A 17,887-nucleotide genomic window follows, 5' to 3' on the forward strand; every position below is an offset into this window, starting at 1 on the left:
AGTTACTCTCTCAACTTAGCATCAAAATTAGTTTGGACTTGCTCAACTACACCTGAAACAAGTACCGCGATATCGTTTTCTTCCAAAGTTTTATCAACATTTTGAATGGTTAAAGAGATAGCAATACTCTTATACCCATCGTCAACGCCTTGGCCTTGGTATATATCAAACAAGTTTAGGTCAACCAAATCATTTCCGCCAACTTTTTTAATCAATTCAAGTACTTCGCCTGATTGAATATCATTTTTAACGATAAATGCGAGATCACGTCGGTTAGCAGGGAACTTAGAAACAGGCTGAATAGCCGGAATTTTAGCATTCAATAACGGTGACAATTCAATTTCAAATAAGAATGCATTGCCTTTTAACGCCAATGGTTTATTACATTGTGGGTGTATTGCACCAACAAAACCAATGCGCTTACCATCACGATAAATAGCCGCAGACTGACCAGGGTGTAATGCACTATGCGCTTCAGCTTTAAACTCAAAACTCGCGTTATCTGACGTTAATGCGAGTATTGCTTCAACATCTGCTTTGATATCGTAAAAATCAGCCGCACGCGTTTCTGTAGCCCAATGTTCACCCACTACCGTACCCGTAATAACACCACCGATAACTGGAATTTGCTCAACCCCATTTTCAGCCGATGCATTGGGTACAAATTTCAAACCTGACTCAAACAAACGCACTCGAGGTTGTTGTCTGTTTTGGTTATATACAACAGAGCTTAATAAACCAGGCCATGTGCCTAATCGCATGGCTGACATGTCAGCGGATATAGGATTAGGTAACGTTAAAAATTCTTGTTCTGGATATAAGGCCGTTTGAATTTTAGGGTCGACAAACGTATAAGTGATGGCTTCTTGATAACCACGCGTGACTAATACTTGACGCACTTTACTTAACGAAATAGCCGATTCGTTATGTTTAGCCATGACTAATTTAGCGTCTGGGGCCACATTGGGTATATTGTTATAACCATAAACACGAGCCACTTCTTCAATTAAATCAACTTCAACGGCTATATCAAAACGGTAACTGGGTACGGTAACTTGCCAATTGTCGTCGTTTTCGATAACCGTTAGGCCTAAACGTTGTAGAATCTCAGTGACGTCAGCAAAAGGTAACTCAATACCTAATAAACGCGATAAACGTGCTTGACGTAAAATAACGTCATTCGCCACAGGCATATCATCTTTAGAGACAGCCTCAACAACTGGCCCAACTTCACCACCCACAATATCAAGCAAAAGTGCAGTAGCACGCTCAATGGCTTGGTTTTGTAAATTATAATCGACCCCCCGCTCAAAACGGTGCGATGAATCAGTATGCAAACCGTATTGTCTCGCGCGTCCTTTAATGGCGTCAGGGGCAAAAAAAGCACTTTCAAGTACGATATCAACGGTTTCACTCGTCACGCCTGATTCTGCGCCACCAAAAATACCGGCAATCGCTAATGCTTTTTGTTGATCGGCAATCACTAACGTATTGTTTTGTAATGTCGCTTCGTTACCATCAAGTAAAACTAATTTTTCATCGGCTTGAGCTTTTCGTACGACAATGCCGCCTTCGATTTTAGCTAAATCGAACGCATGCATTGGCTGACCTAGCTCCAGCAAAATATAGTTAGTCACATCAACAACAGGGTCAATTGAACGAATACCACTACGGCGTAACTTTTCAACCATCCATAATGGGGTTGCAGCCGCAATATTAACACCTTTGATCACACGACTTAAATAACGAGGACATGCAGCGGCATCTTGTAATTCAACCTTAACGGTTTCATCTGATTGGGGGGCTACCGGGTTAACGGTTGGTTCACAAACATCAAGACGGTTTAATACGCCGACTTCACGCGCTAAACCACGAATACCCAAGCAATCTGAACGGTTAGGCGTTAAATCAACTTCAATCGCAACATCGTCAAGCTTTAAATAAGCTCTTACGTCAGTACCAACCGCTACGTCAGTCGGTAATTCCATGATGCCTGGTGCTTCATCGGCCATGCCTAATTCAGCTTCTGAACACAACATGCCAAATGAAGGAACGCCACGTAATTTAGCTTTTTTAATTTTAAAGTCGCCAGGTAATACCGCGCCCACTTTTGCAACCGCCACTTTAAGGCCTAAACGACAATTTTTAGCACCACAAACAATGTCTAACAATTCAGCATCGCCAACATTAATTTTAGTTACTTGTAATTTATCGGCGTCTGGATGCGGACCACATTCAACTACTTCACCCACTACAACACCTGAAAAAGGCTTTGCAACCGGTACTACGTCATCAACTTCTAAACCTGACATGGTGATCTGTTCAGCTAACTCTTCACTTGATATGGCAGGGTTTACCCATTCGCGTAACCACGCTTCACTAAATTTCATTATGTAATACTCTGCTTATTTGAATTGCTTGTTGAAACGTAAATCATTCTCGAAGAATGAACGTAAATCAGTTACGCCATAACGCAACATCGTTAAGCGTTCTACACCCATACCAAAAGCAAAGCCGGTGTATTCTTCAGGATCAATCCCGACGCCACGCAGTACATTTGGGTGAACCATGCCACAACCGAGCACTTCTAGCCACTTACCGTTTTTGCCCATCACGTCGACTTCAGCTGAAGGCTCTGTAAAGGGGAAAAAAGAGGGGCGGAAACGGATTTGTAAGTCTTCTTCAAAAAAGTTATGTAAGAAATCATGCAAAATTCCTTTTAATTCAGTAAAGCTGACATTTTTATCAACCATTAAACCTTCAACCTGATGAAACATCGGTGTATGGGTTTGATCATAATCATTACGATAAACTCGACCCGGAGAGATAATACGTAAAGGAGGTTTTTCGTTTTCCATCGTGCGAATTTGCACACCTGACGTTTGCGTACGCAACACCAATTTGGGATTAAAATAAAACGTGTCATGATCGGCCCGTGCAGGGTGATTATCAGGAATATTTAAGGCATCAAAATTATGCCAATCATCTTCAATTTCGGGACCGGTTCTAACTTGAAAACCTAAAGCTGAGAAAAATGATTCAATACGTTCGATCGTACGAGTCACAGGGTGAATACCACCGAACTCATAACCACGGCCAGGTAAAGAAACATCGATTGTCTCTTCAGCTAACTTTGCATTTAATTCAGCTTGTTGCATTGCTTGTTTTTTGTCATTAAGCAAAGCTTGAACTGCTTGTTTGGCTTCATTAATGGCTTGACCAGCTTTAGGTTTTTCTGCCGGTGGTAACTTACCTAGCTCACGCATTTGTAAAGTTAACTCACCTTTTTTACCTAAATACTGAACTCGAATCTCGTCCAATATGGCTAAGTCATTAGTCGACTCAACGGCCTCTTTGGCACTAGCTACTATAGCTTCTAAATTCATTCGAATACTATCCTAGACGGTTTATAAATTATGATGGAAATCTTGGGCGGCAATTCTACAACAAGTTATCAACAATTTCTCGCGCTTAAAGTCACGAATCCCTTTAATTCGCATAATTTTTTACCTAAAACGTTAATTTCGGCTCATACTATAATTATGTCTCGCTTTTTTAAATCAATTGATGAGTGATTAATGGCTCAAGTTTATGCTTCAAGAATTCCTATATTTAATAAAAAACATATTGTTAAAGCTTATCAAATTTCATTTAAAGAGGGGTTAATCAACGCTTTTGATAGTATTTTGGGTCAAACATCTGGCGATGTAACCTCCACCGGTATTTATTTAAATAACTGGCTCAAACGTTTAACGGATAACCGCCCCTGTGTTTTATTACTAAACCAACAAGAACTGTTGTCACATTATGCTGAAATGCTACCCAAAGAAGACATCGTTATTGAATTAAGTGAAACCATTGTGCCAGACGCGCACGTGATTGAAACGTGTAAAGATTTGTTTCATAAAGGCTACACGCTGATGGTGCAAGATTATGTGTTTATGTATGAGTGGGAAGCGATTTACCCTTTAGTTAAGATAATCAAATTTGATCTTAATTTAGCTCCGCTTGATTCATTAATTCCGTTATTACCCAATTTAAAAAAAGAAAAATTGAAACTACTGGTTTGCCCAATCAACGATTATGCCTCGTGGGGGCAATGTCAATTATCCGGTTTTGATTTTTTCCAAGGCGATTATTTTTGTAAACCTAAAACGCTCAATATTGAAGATATCGCGACCCACAACGCATTTATATTATCTATTTATCAAGAGGTATTAAAAGACGAATTTTCGTATCAACAAGTACAAGTATTTTTTGAACGAGATGTTTCACTTTGTTATAAATTATTTCGTTATGTCAATTCAAACTTAATTCAAAAAAACGTTGAAATCACCTCGGTTAAACAAGCTATCACCTATTTAGGTGAAGACAGTTTACGTCGTTTTATTTGTTTAGTCGCAACTGCCCACATGGGTAGTGATAAACCGGGAGAGCTGACTAAATTTAGTATTTTACGCGCGCGCTTTTGTCAATTAATGAGTATCGAATTACGCTATTCGCAAGATACTGGATTTATTTGCGGGTTATTCAGTTGTTTAGATGCCATTTTAGATAAACCAATGGATGTTATTTTAAAAGATGTGCCCGTCACTCAAGATGTAAAAGATGCTTTAATAGAGTCAACCGGTCCTTACGCCGTATTACTTGCATTAGTTAAGCAATACGAAAAAGCTAATTGGCAACAGCTTGATTTGTTAGCTAGTAGTTTAGAAGTGTCCCATCAAAAGGTAGCGCGTTTTTATAATGAAGGCATTAGATGGTGCCGCATTTATGAAGAAGTTAATGGTTATGCCGCACTATAATCCATATATTTAAAATTAACGGTAAATTTCAGCCCATTTTAGAATGGGCGTTACATTAAAATATAAATCAAAATTTTCTTGAGTATCTACTTCCGTCACGGCAATTTTATCAAAGTGCTGATCATCAATATTAATTAAGTCTCGACCTCGAATGTTTAAGCCTAATAAATGAATAAGCGATTGAATATCATCAAACGAATAAGCATTAAAAGCTAAATCGACGGTGCGGCCGTTTAATTTGTCGGTTATGGAATCCATTAAATTGGATAAAATCGCGGCATGATATTGGCTTTTATCTTGATTTTGGATCGAATTATAGCAATTCATTGCGCCAAAATGGGCAGTTAAATGGGTATAGTTAATGTCGAGAATAGATTCAGCATAACGAATACAGCCTGTATAGTCTTTGGCATTTAAGGCCTGAAAAACTAAAGGCGTTTGTTGATAAAGCAGTTGGAAATTTTGCATTTCTCGTCCGGTTTCATTATATAAAACCCGCAAATGACTCATCTCAGCAATAGAAAAATCCGCTTTTTGTTTTTTTAATTTTGCAACGCTAGCCAAGTAATTTCGCTCTTCTAAGCTCAAAACAACAGATTGTTGGGCCGTTAATTGACATGCCTGCAAAACAATAATTAACAATGTACCTATAGCGAGTTTAAGCCACAACAGGCGCGTTTTAATTAACCGAAAAATAAGCGCCATAACCAACTACTGTCTAAATCTTCTTGGCATTTTTTTAACTGCACACCATACATTTCTGAACGCTTTTTAACTTTGAGCGCAACTTTTTTTAACCACGGTTTTTTATTATACGATTTCTTTTTGTAACCGCCCCAACCTTCATGATAATTTAAATATTGGTTGTAAGCGTCCCATTTAGAAACCCCATTTATTTTATGGGTTTTATTAATAAACCACCCCATAAAGTCAATTGCATCATCAAAGTCATCACGATCAGCCCCACTATTGCCAGATTCACGTATATAATCTGACCAGGTGGGCGTTTTAGCTTGTGAATAACCATAAGCTGAACTAGCACGCCCAATTGGAATAAAGCCTAAAAAGTATTCCATCGGCGGTTGGGCATCTGACCTAAAAGAACTTTCTTGATACATCATGGCCATTGGAATATGAATGGGTACGCCCCATTTATCCTTTGCATCGCTCGCATCATCGTACCAATCTCGATGCTCATAAAATATTTCACATAAATTATCGGGCGTTTTAGGCGGTGCAGTTGCGCAGCCCGTCATCAGTAAAATTAATATTAAGTAAATATGGCGCATGGGGTTATGCGGGTTCGACCGATTCATTATGAGAAAAATAATCCGCTAAAAAGTCATCAAAAGACAAGGTATCCGCTGCTTCTATTGCTTTTTGCGCATCCCAAGATTCAATTGCATTATGCGTAAAAAAAGCATCACTGTACAGACGATAAGGCACTTGTTGGGCTTCAACTTGATATTCTCGAGCTAATTGCATCCCTAAAGCCCCATTATCCATTTTATTTTTAAGTAAATAATCAATAATTTTACCTGAAGGAGTTTGTGCTGCATCATCAACTTTCAGTTGCTGTGTTGCTAATGCATCTTGATACGCTGTATTATCATTTTTAGCATCAATTACACACGCAATTTCCGCTAATTCAGTTAACACATCCGTCGCCCACGTTTTTAACTCACACGGGGCACCATCTCGAATAAGCGTTAAACCTGGTTCACGCCCTCTGAGAATGACATGCTTAAAATTATCGTCATAAACGGCTTGCTCTGCCGGCTGTATATAATCGGTTGTCCCTAAAGCACAATATATTAAGAGTAAATCGATAAAACGAATTTGGTCTGCGTTAATCCCTACAGAGGAATAAGGGTCTACATCGAGCGCTCTTACCTCAATATATTGAATACCTTTTCGCTCAAGTGCATCTGTTGGTGATTCACCAGATTCAGTGACTCGTTTAGGTCGAATAGAGGAATAAAATTCGTTTTCGATTTGTAAAACATTAGTATTAAGTTGTTTATAAACGCCATTTTCTTTCACACCTATATGCGCAAAATCGTTTGATGGCAAATGGATCGCGTGGCGTAAACCTTCGATATAGTTAAATAAGCAATTATAGCGAATATCTAAATTACTCTGTGCTTTGTTGGTGTAACCTAAATCACTTAACCTTAATGACGTCGCATAGGGTAAATAAAGTGTACCTTTACCAATTTTTTCAAAGGGTAATTTATGCTCTTGGCCTTTTAAAAATGAAGAGCATAATGCCGGTGAAGCACCAAACAAATAAGGTAATAACCAAAGATGCCGTTTAAGGTTACGAATAACACTTAAATAACCAACGGAAGCCGGATCTTTAATGGCAATATTATCTTGGTGTTTGGCCCATAATGGCCAAAATGAATCTGGAAACGAAAAATTAAAGTGTACACCTGAAATAACTTGCATCATTGAGCCATATCGATGACGCAAACCTTCTCGATAAACGCTTTTCATTTTTCCAATATTAGATGAACCGTATTGCGCTATTTTTATATCGGATTCTTGCCCCACAAAACAAGGCATACTCATAGGCCATAGCAATTCATTATTAATATGTTGGTAAGTGAATTTTTGTATATCGGTTAACTGCTGAATGCTCTTTTCAACATCACTTTCAACGGGGGTTATAAATTCAAGCAACGTTTCGGCATAGTCGGTCGTGATATGCGGATTAGTGAGTGCTGAACCTAACAGAGTGGGATGTGCTAATGGGCTTAATTTTGCCTCATGAGTGATCCTTAAGGTTTCTCGCTCGATACCTCGGCCAAACTGAGCAAAAAAAGCGGGAGCTTGACTAAATAAATCAGCTTTAAGTTTTTGATTATATATACGCAAAACACATTACCCTTGTATTTATTTGCACTTAAATATGAGGTGCATAATGATAATTTCAAGCTTAAACAGCAGAAGAAATAACAAACATTAAAGTTAACAACGAAGTCACTGCAACTTATGCTGAAAAACGCTTGATTTCACGTTATTTCTTTCAGGTAAAAGAATAGATCGACAAATGTCTAAGCATTTTACATTTATTTTAAGTAAAACATGCACTAATATAAAAAAATATGGATTTATTAGTAGTTTAATATGGCGCTTTCGTTCAAATCATCAAGTGTTTTCACTCACCTTATGGTGAGTTTCTTAATTGTTATTCTACTGCCAGTCATGTTACTGACTTATCGTGATTTTACGTTTACCAATCAAACCCTAACAGAAGCCAAATATAATATCCTGCAAACGGCAGCTATAGAGACCGCGCTTCGCATCGATATATTTCTTGAGAATCAAAAGTCGATTATTAAATTGCAAGCAAGTGATCCTTCTTTACGCGACTTATTATTAAGTAAAACCGTTTATCCCTTAATTCAACTTGATGCTAACACTGCTCTAGCAAGATATGTAAAACAAAATCCACACTTTTTAAAATCGGCCTGTTTGATCAACGAACAAGGCCTAATTGTCGCCAGTAGCACCCCCGAAGAATTAGGTAAACAAATAGAGCGCCGAGATATAATCAAACTGATGGGTTCAAGCGACCCCAGAATGACCGACTTATCCACGTCTTCGGGTGAGTTGGCTTTTTCTAAAACGCTACATAATGATAACGGTAAAATTATTGGCGCATTACATTTTAAGTTTTTTGATAATACCCTCACCCGGTTACTGCAAGTGAGTGCAGGTACTGGCGGTTTGAATACATTTCCGCTCATGGTCACCCAAGAAAATCAAATAATCGCATCCGGCCATAAGGAATTTCAACCAGGGTTAACCCAAATTGTAAATACCGCCTATAACACTAAATCAGATTCACTGAGTGAAAGCGGCATGCTGTCAGGTTCGCTTGAATTATATAATTTAAATAAGCCCAATAAAAAATACGCAGCTGTTTCTTCTTCTGTTGATGAAACCTATTGGCAAATAATGTATTTACAAGAATATGATGACTTTAACAGTGCCTTAATTGATCTCACTAAAACCAATATTATTATTGTTTTGATCGTATGTTTGTTTTCACTTGGCATTGCATTTGTACTGAGTAGATTAATTTCTCGCCCTATCAGGCATTTCACCCACCAAATAAAAGAAGTGGCCGATGGACATTTTGAAGGTCATGTAGAAGAAACAGGTGCAGATGAATTACGAAGTTTAGCGAATGCCTTCAATCAAATGAAATCAAATTTACAACTACGTGAACAAGAAATCATCGATAATCAAAAATTACTCGCAAGAGCCCAAGAACTCGCCCATTTAGGCAGCTTTGAACTGAATATTGAAACCCTCACCATGAAGTGGTCTGAAGAATTATTTAATATTTTAGGTTATTCACAAAACAAAGATACAACCCTAAATAATATATTTTGCTTAATGCCCGAATCTGATCAAGGCAAATTCCAAGCTAACATAGAACGCTTATTAAAAAACGATGAACTAACCGTTCCTTCAATTGAATTCACAATAACAACGGCTTATGGCAAAAAGCGCCAAGTCATGATCATGCTTGAAAAACAAATGAACGATAACGAAGAATATTTCATTATCGGTACCGTCAATGATGTCAGTAATATTCGTCGAACTGAAATAGCACTAAAAGCCAGTGAAGAACGATTGAGTTTAATTTTACAATCAACGCATGATGCACTTTGGGATTGGAATCTAATTTCTGATGAAGTGTTTTTAAGCCCTCGTTGGTTCACCATGTTAGATTATTCACCTAATGATTTAACATCAAGTACCGCAACCTTTGCTAGAGTGTTACACCCAGATGATCATCGCTCTGTTTTTGGCCAGGTGGCAAAGATTAAAAATGGCATCATAGACAATATTGATGTTGAATTTAGAATGGTGAAAAAAAATGGCGACATTTTATGGGTTCATTCACGAGGCTCTGTCGTAGAATATAATCGACATAAAACGCCAATCCGATTTGTGGGTACCAACACCGATATTTCATCACGAAAAGAAATAGAAAACCAATTGCGTGAATTAAACGATGGTTTAGAGCAACGGGTTTCTGAGCGAACCTTACAATTTGAAGAAGCCAATAACAGCTTACAAACCGCGAAAGAAATAGCTGAAAATGCCAACACAGCCAAAAGTACATTTTTAGCGAATATGAGCCATGAAATACGCACACCGATGAATGCGATTATTGGTTTAACCAAATTATGCTTAAAGACAACATTAAATACTAAGCAATATAATTATATTAACAATGTCAAAAAATCATCTGAAAATTTATTAGTCATTATCAATGATATTTTAGATTTCTCTAAAATTGAAGCTGGCAAGCTATCAATTGAATCTGAAAAATTTAACTTAAATAATTTACTATCAAACCTTTCAGACTTATACGCGCATAAAGCTCATGAAAAAGGGCTAGAATTTATAATACATACTCAAAGCAAAGTACCTGCTGATTTAATAGGTGACCCTTTACGCATCACGCAAATACTAACCAATCTATGTGGTAACGCGATAAAATTTACACACAAAGGCCAAGTCATGGTGCATGTTTCACTTATTGGCACCAACGAAGACCGCGTATTATTAAAATTTTCAGTGATCGATTCAGGTATTGGTTTAACCATCGATCAGCAGCAAAAGTTATTTAAAGCATTTAATCAAGGTGATGCGTCAACCACACGAAAATATGGCGGAACCGGTTTAGGGTTAACCATTTCAAAACAACTGGTTACTTTAATGAATGGGGCGATCACCGTTGAAAGTGTGGAGAGCAAAGGCTCAACATTTCAATTTGAATTACCGCTTTATATTAATACCACTCAAGAGGCTAATTTCCCCATTAATGATGGTTCTTTGGTGGGTAAAAAAGCACTCATTATTGATGATAATTATTTAACCAATCAGTCATTAAAAGATCATCTAAAAACATATGGAATGGAGGTTGCCGCCTTTGTTGATGGTATGGAGGCACTCAACTGGCTCGCTGTGAGCCAAGAAAAAATGGATGTAGTTTTACTCGATTGGAGCATGCCAGATGGACTATCAGGCCCAGAGACGCTTGATAGCTTGCGTAAACAAATTAATATTCAAGAAACCCAGTTATTAATATTAAACAATACCCAATCACGCCAAAATGAACCTGAAGCAAAGCTTCCCGCAGCCGTTCAATCGTTAAGTAAGCCTGTATCTCCGACACAATTATTTAAATCCGTTTCGCAAATAATTATGGGGAAAAACTATAACAGCTCACCTGTGCATGAAAACGATCAAACTGAAATAGAATACAATTTAACCGGGCTTAAAGTCCTGTTAGTCGAAGACAATGAAATAAACCAAGAAGTCGCAACAGAGCTGTTAACACAAGCTCATATTGAGGTGTCGGTCGCGAATAATGGCAAAGAAGCCATTCATAAAATAGAAAACGAAACATTCGACCTTATTTTAATGGATATTCAAATGCCTGAAATGGATGGCTACGAAACAACTCGATATTTACGCGAAAAAGAGCAATATAAAGATCTCCCCATTATTGCGATGACCGCAAATGTGTTAACCGAAGATAAAGAGCAATGTTTTGCTGCCGGTATGAATGCACATATAGGTAAGCCTATTGATGAAAATATGATGCTCGATACAATCGCAAAATGGACGGTTACTTTTGATGGTTCAAACAATAAAATAGTCCATGAGCAAAAACCGACAGTTCATCAGGCCGAAGTCGAGATAACTGAAGAACAGCCAGATGAAATAGAATCTCAACCAATGAGTCTGGCCTTAAATTATAATTTTGCCCTAAAACAGTTAGGCAATAACCAAGCGCTATTAGAGCGTATGTTGCAAAAATTCAGTAATGATTATCAAGATATTGAATCAAAACAACAACGCTTGTTAAGAGAAGAGCGCTATACCGAATTAGAACAACTACTTCATTCCGTGAAAGGTGTATCAGGTAATTTAGGTTTACAACGTTTACACTTAGCCACCAAAACTTATGAAGACACCGTAAAACTAAAACATTATGATAACCTACCCCGTGTTATTAGTGATTTTTCAGATGCTCTAACTGAAACATTTATTGCATTAGATCAATATATATCACCGGTGAACACACAAAGTGAATCTATTGAATCCAGCACACAAGAGCTGCTAGATAAAGCCAATACCTTAATTGAACAAGTCAAAGCCAATGAATTCATTCAAGATGAAGAAGTCGACGCGCTCGTTAATTGCTTACCCCAAACATTACAAACAAAATACAAAGGACCATTACAAGAGGCATTTATGAACTTTGATTTAACCACCGCTGAAGAAAGCTTGGCTGAATTAGTGAGTGAATTATCGACTTAAGCAAGTTTGAGATTTGAAGCCAAAATTAAATCAAACCGCCCATACTTAAATATTTTATTTCAAGGTAATCATCTAAACCGTATTTAGACCCTTCGCGACCATTACCTGAGGCATTAATACCACCAAAAGGCGCAGCGGGGTTAGAAATCGCCGCGTCATTAATGCCCACCATGCCAAAATTAAGCGCTGATGAAACTCGCCAAACTCGAGAGATATCTCGTGTATAAAAATAAGCGGCCAAACCATATTCTGTATTATTCGCCATTTTTATCGCTTCATCTTCTGATTTAAAACGTAAAGCCGCGACCACGGGGCCAAATATTTCTTGTTGCACGACTGGCATATCTTCATTCACCTGAGTTAATAACGTAGGTGGGTAATATCGAGAGTTTGGGGTTGGGTTTGGCTTAGCAATATTCAATTTCACCTGTTTTGCCCCTAGCTTAATCGACGTATTGACTAATTCATTGACCCTTTCAACCGCCGACACCGAAATAAGCGGCCCCATATTAGTCGTAGTTTGAGTGCCATCACCTAATTGTATTTTTGCCATTTCTGTGTGTAATTTATCAATAAATTCATCATGAATACTATCCGCTAACAACAACCGATTAGCACAAATACACGTTTGCCCGGCATTACGAAATTTAGCCAACAGATAGCCTTTTATGGCCAGATCGATATCAGCATCAGCGAAAACAATAAAAGGGGCATTTCCACCTAACTCCATCGAGACTTTTTTTACGCCTTGTGCACATTGCGCAATGAGTTGTTTGCCCACCGATGTTGAGCCCGTAAACGTAAATTTATTGACACCAGAATGCTGAGTTAATACTTGGCCGATCTCAATACTTTTATCACTAACAATAACATTAAACACACCTGCGGGAATATTAGCTTGATCCGCTAACTCAGCTAAAGCGAGTGCCGATAACGGTGTTTGGTGTGCGGGCTTCACCACAAAAGTGCAACCCGCGGCTAGCGCGGCGGCTGCTTTTCGTGTGATCATCGCATGCGGAAAATTCCAAGGCGTAATCGCAGTCACAACCCCAACGGGCTGTTTAGTCACGATAATTTTTTGGCTCTGACTAGCAGCCGGAATCGTATCGCCATATACTCGTTTGGCCTCTTCAGCAAACCATTCGATAAATGCAGCGCCATATTCAATTTCAGCGCGCGCTTCAGCCAAGGGTTTACCTTGTTCAAGCGTTATAATATAAGCAAGCGCATCTTTATGCTTAATAATTAAATCAAGCCACGTTTTCAATACCTTCGCGCGATAGGCCGCCGTTTGATGAGACCAATCTCGAAAAGTGCGATGAGCAGATTCAACCGCTTTTATGGCATCGCCTGTGGTCATGTTACTCACATAATGAAAGGGTTGACCGGTTGCCGGGTTAACAACCGCAAGCTTATCTGTGTTATCAAACCATTGACCATCGATATAAGAACTCGATTTAAGTAAAAAAGAACAAACATCCAGCATATTTATAAACAACGAATTTAAAAAAACAAGCGCTATTGTATCAAGCTACTCGCGTATACCCAAGCAACTTGAAAACAGGTAAGTATACTCAAAAATGAGTTTGTACTAATTAGTTAATCTAAACTAAATACCTAATTGCTATCATTATTTTTTGTTCAACTGCTAAACTTATTATGACATCATTATTATTCTGTATTTCGCAATCTCTGGGTTAATGACAATTATGCACTTAATGAAAAATCACTTTTATCGTTTAAAAATAAAAGCGTTTTATGCATTATCAACACTCACCTTACTGAGTTTGCCAATACAGGTCTTAGCTCATGAAGAAAACAGCCTATTTAATCTCAGCCTAGCAGAGTTGCTCGATATAACCGTCGATACTCGCAGAATAAAAGAAAATGTAATCGAAGTACCTCGTTCTTTAAGTGTGTATACGCAAAATTATCTCAAACAAAACAATATTCATTCGATCTATGATCTATCGGCACAAGTTGCTAATGTATCGATGCGCCGCAGCTTTGGTCGTATGCTAGAGCGGCCTGTCGTCAGAGGCTTAACAACCATTGTCGATGAAAAAACAGCAGGCACTCTAATCAATGGTTTAACGGCGACGGAACTTTTTTCGAGCATGCCGCTACACGACATCGAACAAATTGAAATATTAAGGGGTCCAGAAGCGGCTTTATATGGCCGTTCTACCTTTGCAGGCGCCATTAACCTAGTTACCAAAAAACCCAATTCAGCCGCCACAACTATTGATTTTACTCAATCAATGGCTTCCGAAGATTTAAACGATATTTATTCAAGATTAAACGTGCCGATTAACCAACATTTAGCCGTCGCTACATCGGTTAATTATTATAAAAAAGGCTATTCATCGCCGAATGAAATAGGCACAAATGGAGGTGGGTTTGGTGCCGAAAAAACCCAAGCCGCGAGTTTCTCAGCTTTATGGCATGACAACGATTTATCAATTCACTATCGTGCTGATGTGCACTATATAAACGATGGACTTATCGATACTTATATTCAATCAAGTCAATATAACAATTGTTTTTTATCAACCCGCAGCGGTTATTTTTGTGGTGAACTTAACACACCCGATCAAGTTGGATTTAACAACAATCCGGCTTTCGATTTTGGTATCGAAAAAAATCTATCTCGCCATCATATAGAGGCAAATTATTCACAACAAAATTTCGATATAAAAGCGTTATTTAGCCGCACTGATATGAATAATACCGTTACGTTCGACAGTGATTTTTATGAATTGAATAGTGCTTTTACAACTCAAATAGATAATTCTCATGAGCAAAGCATGGAAATATACACCAATATTTATCATGACAATGTAAGAACGTTATTTGGCTTTGCTTATTACGGCTTCGAAAAACAAGGCAACGACAGTCAATCATTTGTATTTAATGATGCACTCTCCACTAATATTGGTGAAATAGAAGACAGTAGCATCAAAAACCTCGCGGTGTTTGGCAGTCTTGATTGGTCGATTAATGCCGATAATGCCCTTATTTTTGATGTCAGATTGGCTCAAGATACCATCGATTTTAACGAGCAATCGTCAACCGACACCACGGAAGAATCGCAAACGTGGCAAAATATCACCCCAAGATTAAGTTTTACCCATCAATTAACCCAACATGAAATGTTATTCATAACCTACGGAAAAGGTATAAAACCCGGCGGATATAATCCTAATGTGAAAAGTTCCGCGTTTAAAGACGAAACAGAAAAAAAGAGATTAGCAAAGTATTTTCGTTTTGAAGAAGAGCAACTGAATAGCGTCGAAGTCGGTTATAAGGGCAATATTTTTTCACCTTCGACCTATTTATCGACCAGTTTATTTTATTACCAATGGCGTGATTTACAGTTTAATGAAACCTTGCAATACGTGAATAATCAAGACCGCCAAGTAAGATTAACGGCTATTAACAATTTAGGTAAATCTGAAAACTATGGCGGTGAAATAGAGCTTGAATCGACCCTCACCTCATATCTAAAATGGCGAACCGCTTTAGGTTATGTCAAAGCAGAGCTTAAAGAAACATCAACTTCGGCGCAACTCGCTTTAACGGGCAATGGCAGTGTGCACGGTAAAGCATTTCCTAATGTGCCTAATGTGACTTTTTTCAGCGGTTTATATTATAAAAATACGGTAGGAGATACCGGTGAACTATCCGCAAATCTAACACTCGAGCACGAAAGTAAACGTTATGTCGCAGAGCATAATTTAGCGATACTCGACAGTATTTCAAAAGTTAATACCAGCATTAAATATGCTCAGCCGACTTGGTCGGTCTCGCTGTGGGTTAAAAATTTAAATAATGATAAAACGCCAGAATCAGCCGCTCGTTTTGCCGATGCGGCCACCTTTTTTGTCAAACGCGCCTTTGCCACGTCTTTTGCTGTCGAGCGTAAAATAGGCCTAACGTTTAACTACCACTATGAATAACCCCGAACTACGCCGTAATACACAATCAAAATAGAGAATAAAAATAGATAACATCAGTAAAAAATGAAATAAAAATGAGCACTCAACATCGAGTCACTTAATTTATCGTAGCGCCTTCGCTATACTCGCTTAATGCAAATAGATGATTAACACCTATGCCCTATTTATTAGTCGTTCGCCACTCACTTTTCCAAGCCATAAATCCAATAAAAACAATTTCTATCTTGGCCATCGTTTTAGCTTTATTGCTGAACAGCGTTACCATTAAAGCCGCCGACAATAGCGCAGAATCAAAAAGAACAGCACAAGGTTGGCCACACAACCATAAAGTTGCGATAAGTTTATCGTACGATGATGCTTTAAATAGTCAGCTTGACCATGCCATACCCGCATTAAACAAGCGAAATTTTAAAGCCTCTTTTTACGTGGTGCCTTTATCTAACGCTTTTCAAGCAAGACTAACCGAATGGCGCACAATTGCTGCGCAAGGTCATGAACTTGGCAATCATTCATTGTTTCATGCATGCAGAAGCGACAAACCCAATCGCAATTGGGTAAAAGCACATAACGCCTTAGAGAAAAAGCCTATGCAAGCCATGTTAAATGAAATTAAAGTCGCTAATACATTATTACAAGCAATCGATGGCCAAACGCAACGCACGTTCACCCCACCCTGTTTTGATCAGCAAGCACAAGATGGCAATTATATTAATGTGATTAAAGATGAGTTTATCGCAATTAAAAGCTTAGAAGATAAAAAATTTGCCGCATTGATTGTACCAAACGGGATAAAGGCCACCGATATTATTGAATTTATCGAGCAACAACCTGCATCCATCAAGTTAGTGAACGTGTTGTTTCATGGTATTGGAGGTGAACACCTTAGCGTTACGCAACAAACACATGAAGCGTTGTTAGATCATCTTCATGCGAACCAGGATAAATATTGGGTCGACACTTACCGTAACATCATGCTTAAAAAACAAAAAGGCCACTAAAAAGTGGCCTTGTATAAATGCAATATACCCAAGTCACTTGGGTATATCTAGCGTATAAAAATTTATTTTAATGCCGCTAATGCACTTGCATAATCAGGTTCGTCAGCAATTTCAGCCACTAACTCAGTGTGAATGACCTCACCTTGCTCATTTAAAACGATAACAGCACGTGCGGTTAAACCGGTTAATGGGCCGTTTACAATGGCAACGCCATAATCGTTGGCAAACGTTGAACGAAATGCTGATAACGATACCACATTGTCTAATCCTTCAGCGCCACAAAAACGAGATAAAGCAAAAGGTAAGTCTTGAGAAATACACGCAACAACCGTATTGTTCATGTCGCTTGCTTGAGAATTAAACGTACGTACAGATTGTGCACACGTTGGCGTATCAATACTCGGGAAAATATTTAATACCACTCGCTTACCTGAAAATTCAGATAAATTCGCTTCAGATAAATCCACGTTCACTAACGTAAATGCCGGTGCAGATGTACCAACTGCGGGTAAGTCTGCGTTTGTATCGACAGGGTTACCCTTTAATGCTGTTTTTGCCATGATATTGCTCCTATTAATATTCTCATCAATATGACAGTTTTTAAACCCAATTAACACGTAGTAAATCTAGGGGTTTAATGGCTTGAATCAAAACTTTTCAAAACCTTCGCCGGTTTATATACCCAAGTCACTTCAAGATGCAGGGTTCAGTGGGAATTTAAATTGATTTAGGCACGGCAAAAAGGTGCAAGTTTAACGGGTTAAATTAA

At 38.3% G+C, this 17,887-nt stretch carries 11 protein-coding genes; 4 read left to right on the top strand and 7 right to left on the bottom strand.

The window, feature by feature from the left end; translation table 11 throughout:
* Positions 1-2: 2 nt before the first annotated feature.
* Together pheT and pheS are read right to left on the bottom strand one after the other, a co-directional pair.
* Positions 3-2,390: a phenylalanine--tRNA ligase subunit beta gene (gene pheT, locus DPX34_RS04170; RefSeq protein WP_111977161.1), complete on the bottom strand. Its 2,388-nt coding sequence runs from the start codon at positions 2,388-2,390 to the stop codon at positions 3-5.
* Between the two features lie 15 nt (positions 2,391-2,405).
* Positions 2,406-3,386 (bottom strand): phenylalanine--tRNA ligase subunit alpha, encoded by a 981-nt coding sequence (gene pheS, locus DPX34_RS04175; protein ID WP_111977162.1) that lies wholly within the window; start codon positions 3,384-3,386, stop codon positions 2,406-2,408.
* A 192-nt stretch (positions 3,387-3,578) separates the two neighbouring features.
* Here pheS and DPX34_RS04180 point away from each other — a divergent pair, with 192 nt between their 5' ends.
* Complete coding sequence (locus tag DPX34_RS04180) at positions 3,579-4,805, top strand: EAL and HDOD domain-containing protein (protein WP_111977163.1); 1,227 nt, start codon at positions 3,579-3,581, stop codon at positions 4,803-4,805.
* Positions 4,806-4,820: 15 nt separating this feature from the next.
* Here DPX34_RS04180 and DPX34_RS04185 read toward each other — a convergent pair whose 3' ends face one another.
* From DPX34_RS04185 to gshA, 3 genes are read right to left on the bottom strand one after another with little or no spacing between them, the layout of a single operon-like run.
* Positions 4,821-5,510, bottom strand: a complete 690-nt coding sequence (locus tag DPX34_RS04185; protein ID WP_111977164.1) for a hypothetical protein — start codon at positions 5,508-5,510, stop codon at positions 4,821-4,823.
* Complete coding sequence (locus tag DPX34_RS04190; protein WP_232824644.1) at positions 5,489-6,121, bottom strand: transglycosylase SLT domain-containing protein; 633 nt, start codon at positions 6,119-6,121, stop codon at positions 5,489-5,491. Before DPX34_RS04190 ends, DPX34_RS04185 begins: the two co-directional genes overlap by 22 nt.
* Entirely contained in the window at positions 6,099-7,685 is a 1,587-nt protein-coding gene (gene gshA, locus DPX34_RS04195; protein ID WP_232824645.1) for a glutamate--cysteine ligase, read from the bottom strand. Before gshA ends, DPX34_RS04190 begins: the two co-directional genes overlap by 23 nt.
* 252 nt (positions 7,686-7,937) lie before the next feature.
* Here gshA and DPX34_RS04200 point away from each other — a divergent pair, with 252 nt between their 5' ends.
* Positions 7,938-12,161 (top strand): response regulator, encoded by a 4,224-nt coding sequence (locus DPX34_RS04200; RefSeq protein WP_111977165.1) that lies wholly within the window; start codon positions 7,938-7,940, stop codon positions 12,159-12,161.
* Positions 12,162-12,186: 25 nt separating this feature from the next.
* On the opposite strand, the gene DPX34_RS04205 is transcribed toward DPX34_RS04200, so the two are convergent.
* On the bottom strand, positions 12,187-13,647 hold the full coding sequence (locus tag DPX34_RS04205) for an NAD-dependent succinate-semialdehyde dehydrogenase (RefSeq protein WP_111977166.1): 1,461 nt from the start codon (positions 13,645-13,647) through the stop codon (positions 12,187-12,189).
* A gap of 223 nt (positions 13,648-13,870) precedes the next feature.
* On the opposite strand from DPX34_RS04205, the gene DPX34_RS04210 reads away from it, so the two are divergent.
* Both DPX34_RS04210 and DPX34_RS04215 read left to right on the top strand, forming a co-directional pair.
* Positions 13,871-16,120, top strand: a complete 2,250-nt coding sequence (locus DPX34_RS04210) for a TonB-dependent receptor (RefSeq protein WP_157964615.1) — start codon at positions 13,871-13,873, stop codon at positions 16,118-16,120.
* A gap of 155 nt (positions 16,121-16,275) precedes the next feature.
* Entirely contained in the window at positions 16,276-17,118 is an 843-nt protein-coding gene (locus tag DPX34_RS04215; RefSeq protein WP_111977168.1) for a polysaccharide deacetylase family protein, read from the top strand.
* Between the two features lie 62 nt (positions 17,119-17,180).
* Here DPX34_RS04215 and tpx read toward each other — a convergent pair whose 3' ends face one another.
* On the bottom strand, positions 17,181-17,678 hold the full coding sequence (tpx, locus tag DPX34_RS04220) for a thiol peroxidase (RefSeq protein WP_111977169.1): 498 nt from the start codon (positions 17,676-17,678) through the stop codon (positions 17,181-17,183).
* Between the last annotated feature and the right edge of the window lie 209 nt (positions 17,679-17,887).

Source organism: Algibacillus agarilyticus (assembly GCF_003286125.1).
In the GTDB taxonomy this organism is placed as follows: domain Bacteria; phylum Pseudomonadota; class Gammaproteobacteria; order Enterobacterales; family Alteromonadaceae; genus Algibacillus; species Algibacillus agarilyticus.

Coding starts and splice junctions, on each gene's coding strand:
- pheT (WP_111977161.1), bottom strand. CDS start 2,390: ATGAAATTTAGTGAAGCGTGGTTACGCGAATGGGTAAACCCTGCCATA.
- pheS (WP_111977162.1), bottom strand. CDS start 3,386: ATGAATTTAGAAGCTATAGTAGCTAGTGCCAAAGAGGCCGTTGAGTCG.
- DPX34_RS04180 (WP_111977163.1), top strand. CDS start 3,579: ATGGCTCAAGTTTATGCTTCAAGAATTCCTATATTTAATAAAAAACAT.
- DPX34_RS04185 (WP_111977164.1), bottom strand. CDS start 5,510: ATGGCGCTTATTTTTCGGTTAATTAAAACGCGCCTGTTGTGGCTTAAA.
- DPX34_RS04190 (WP_232824644.1), bottom strand. CDS start 6,121: ATGAATCGGTCGAACCCGCATAACCCCATGCGCCATATTTACTTAATA.
- DPX34_RS04200 (WP_111977165.1), top strand. CDS start 7,938: ATGGCGCTTTCGTTCAAATCATCAAGTGTTTTCACTCACCTTATGGTG.
- DPX34_RS04205 (WP_111977166.1), bottom strand. CDS start 13,647: ATGCTGGATGTTTGTTCTTTTTTACTTAAATCGAGTTCTTATATCGAT.
- DPX34_RS04210 (WP_157964615.1), top strand. CDS start 13,871: ATGCACTTAATGAAAAATCACTTTTATCGTTTAAAAATAAAAGCGTTT.
- DPX34_RS04215 (WP_111977168.1), top strand. CDS start 16,276: ATGCCCTATTTATTAGTCGTTCGCCACTCACTTTTCCAAGCCATAAAT.
- tpx (WP_111977169.1), bottom strand. CDS start 17,678: ATGGCAAAAACAGCATTAAAGGGTAACCCTGTCGATACAAACGCAGAC.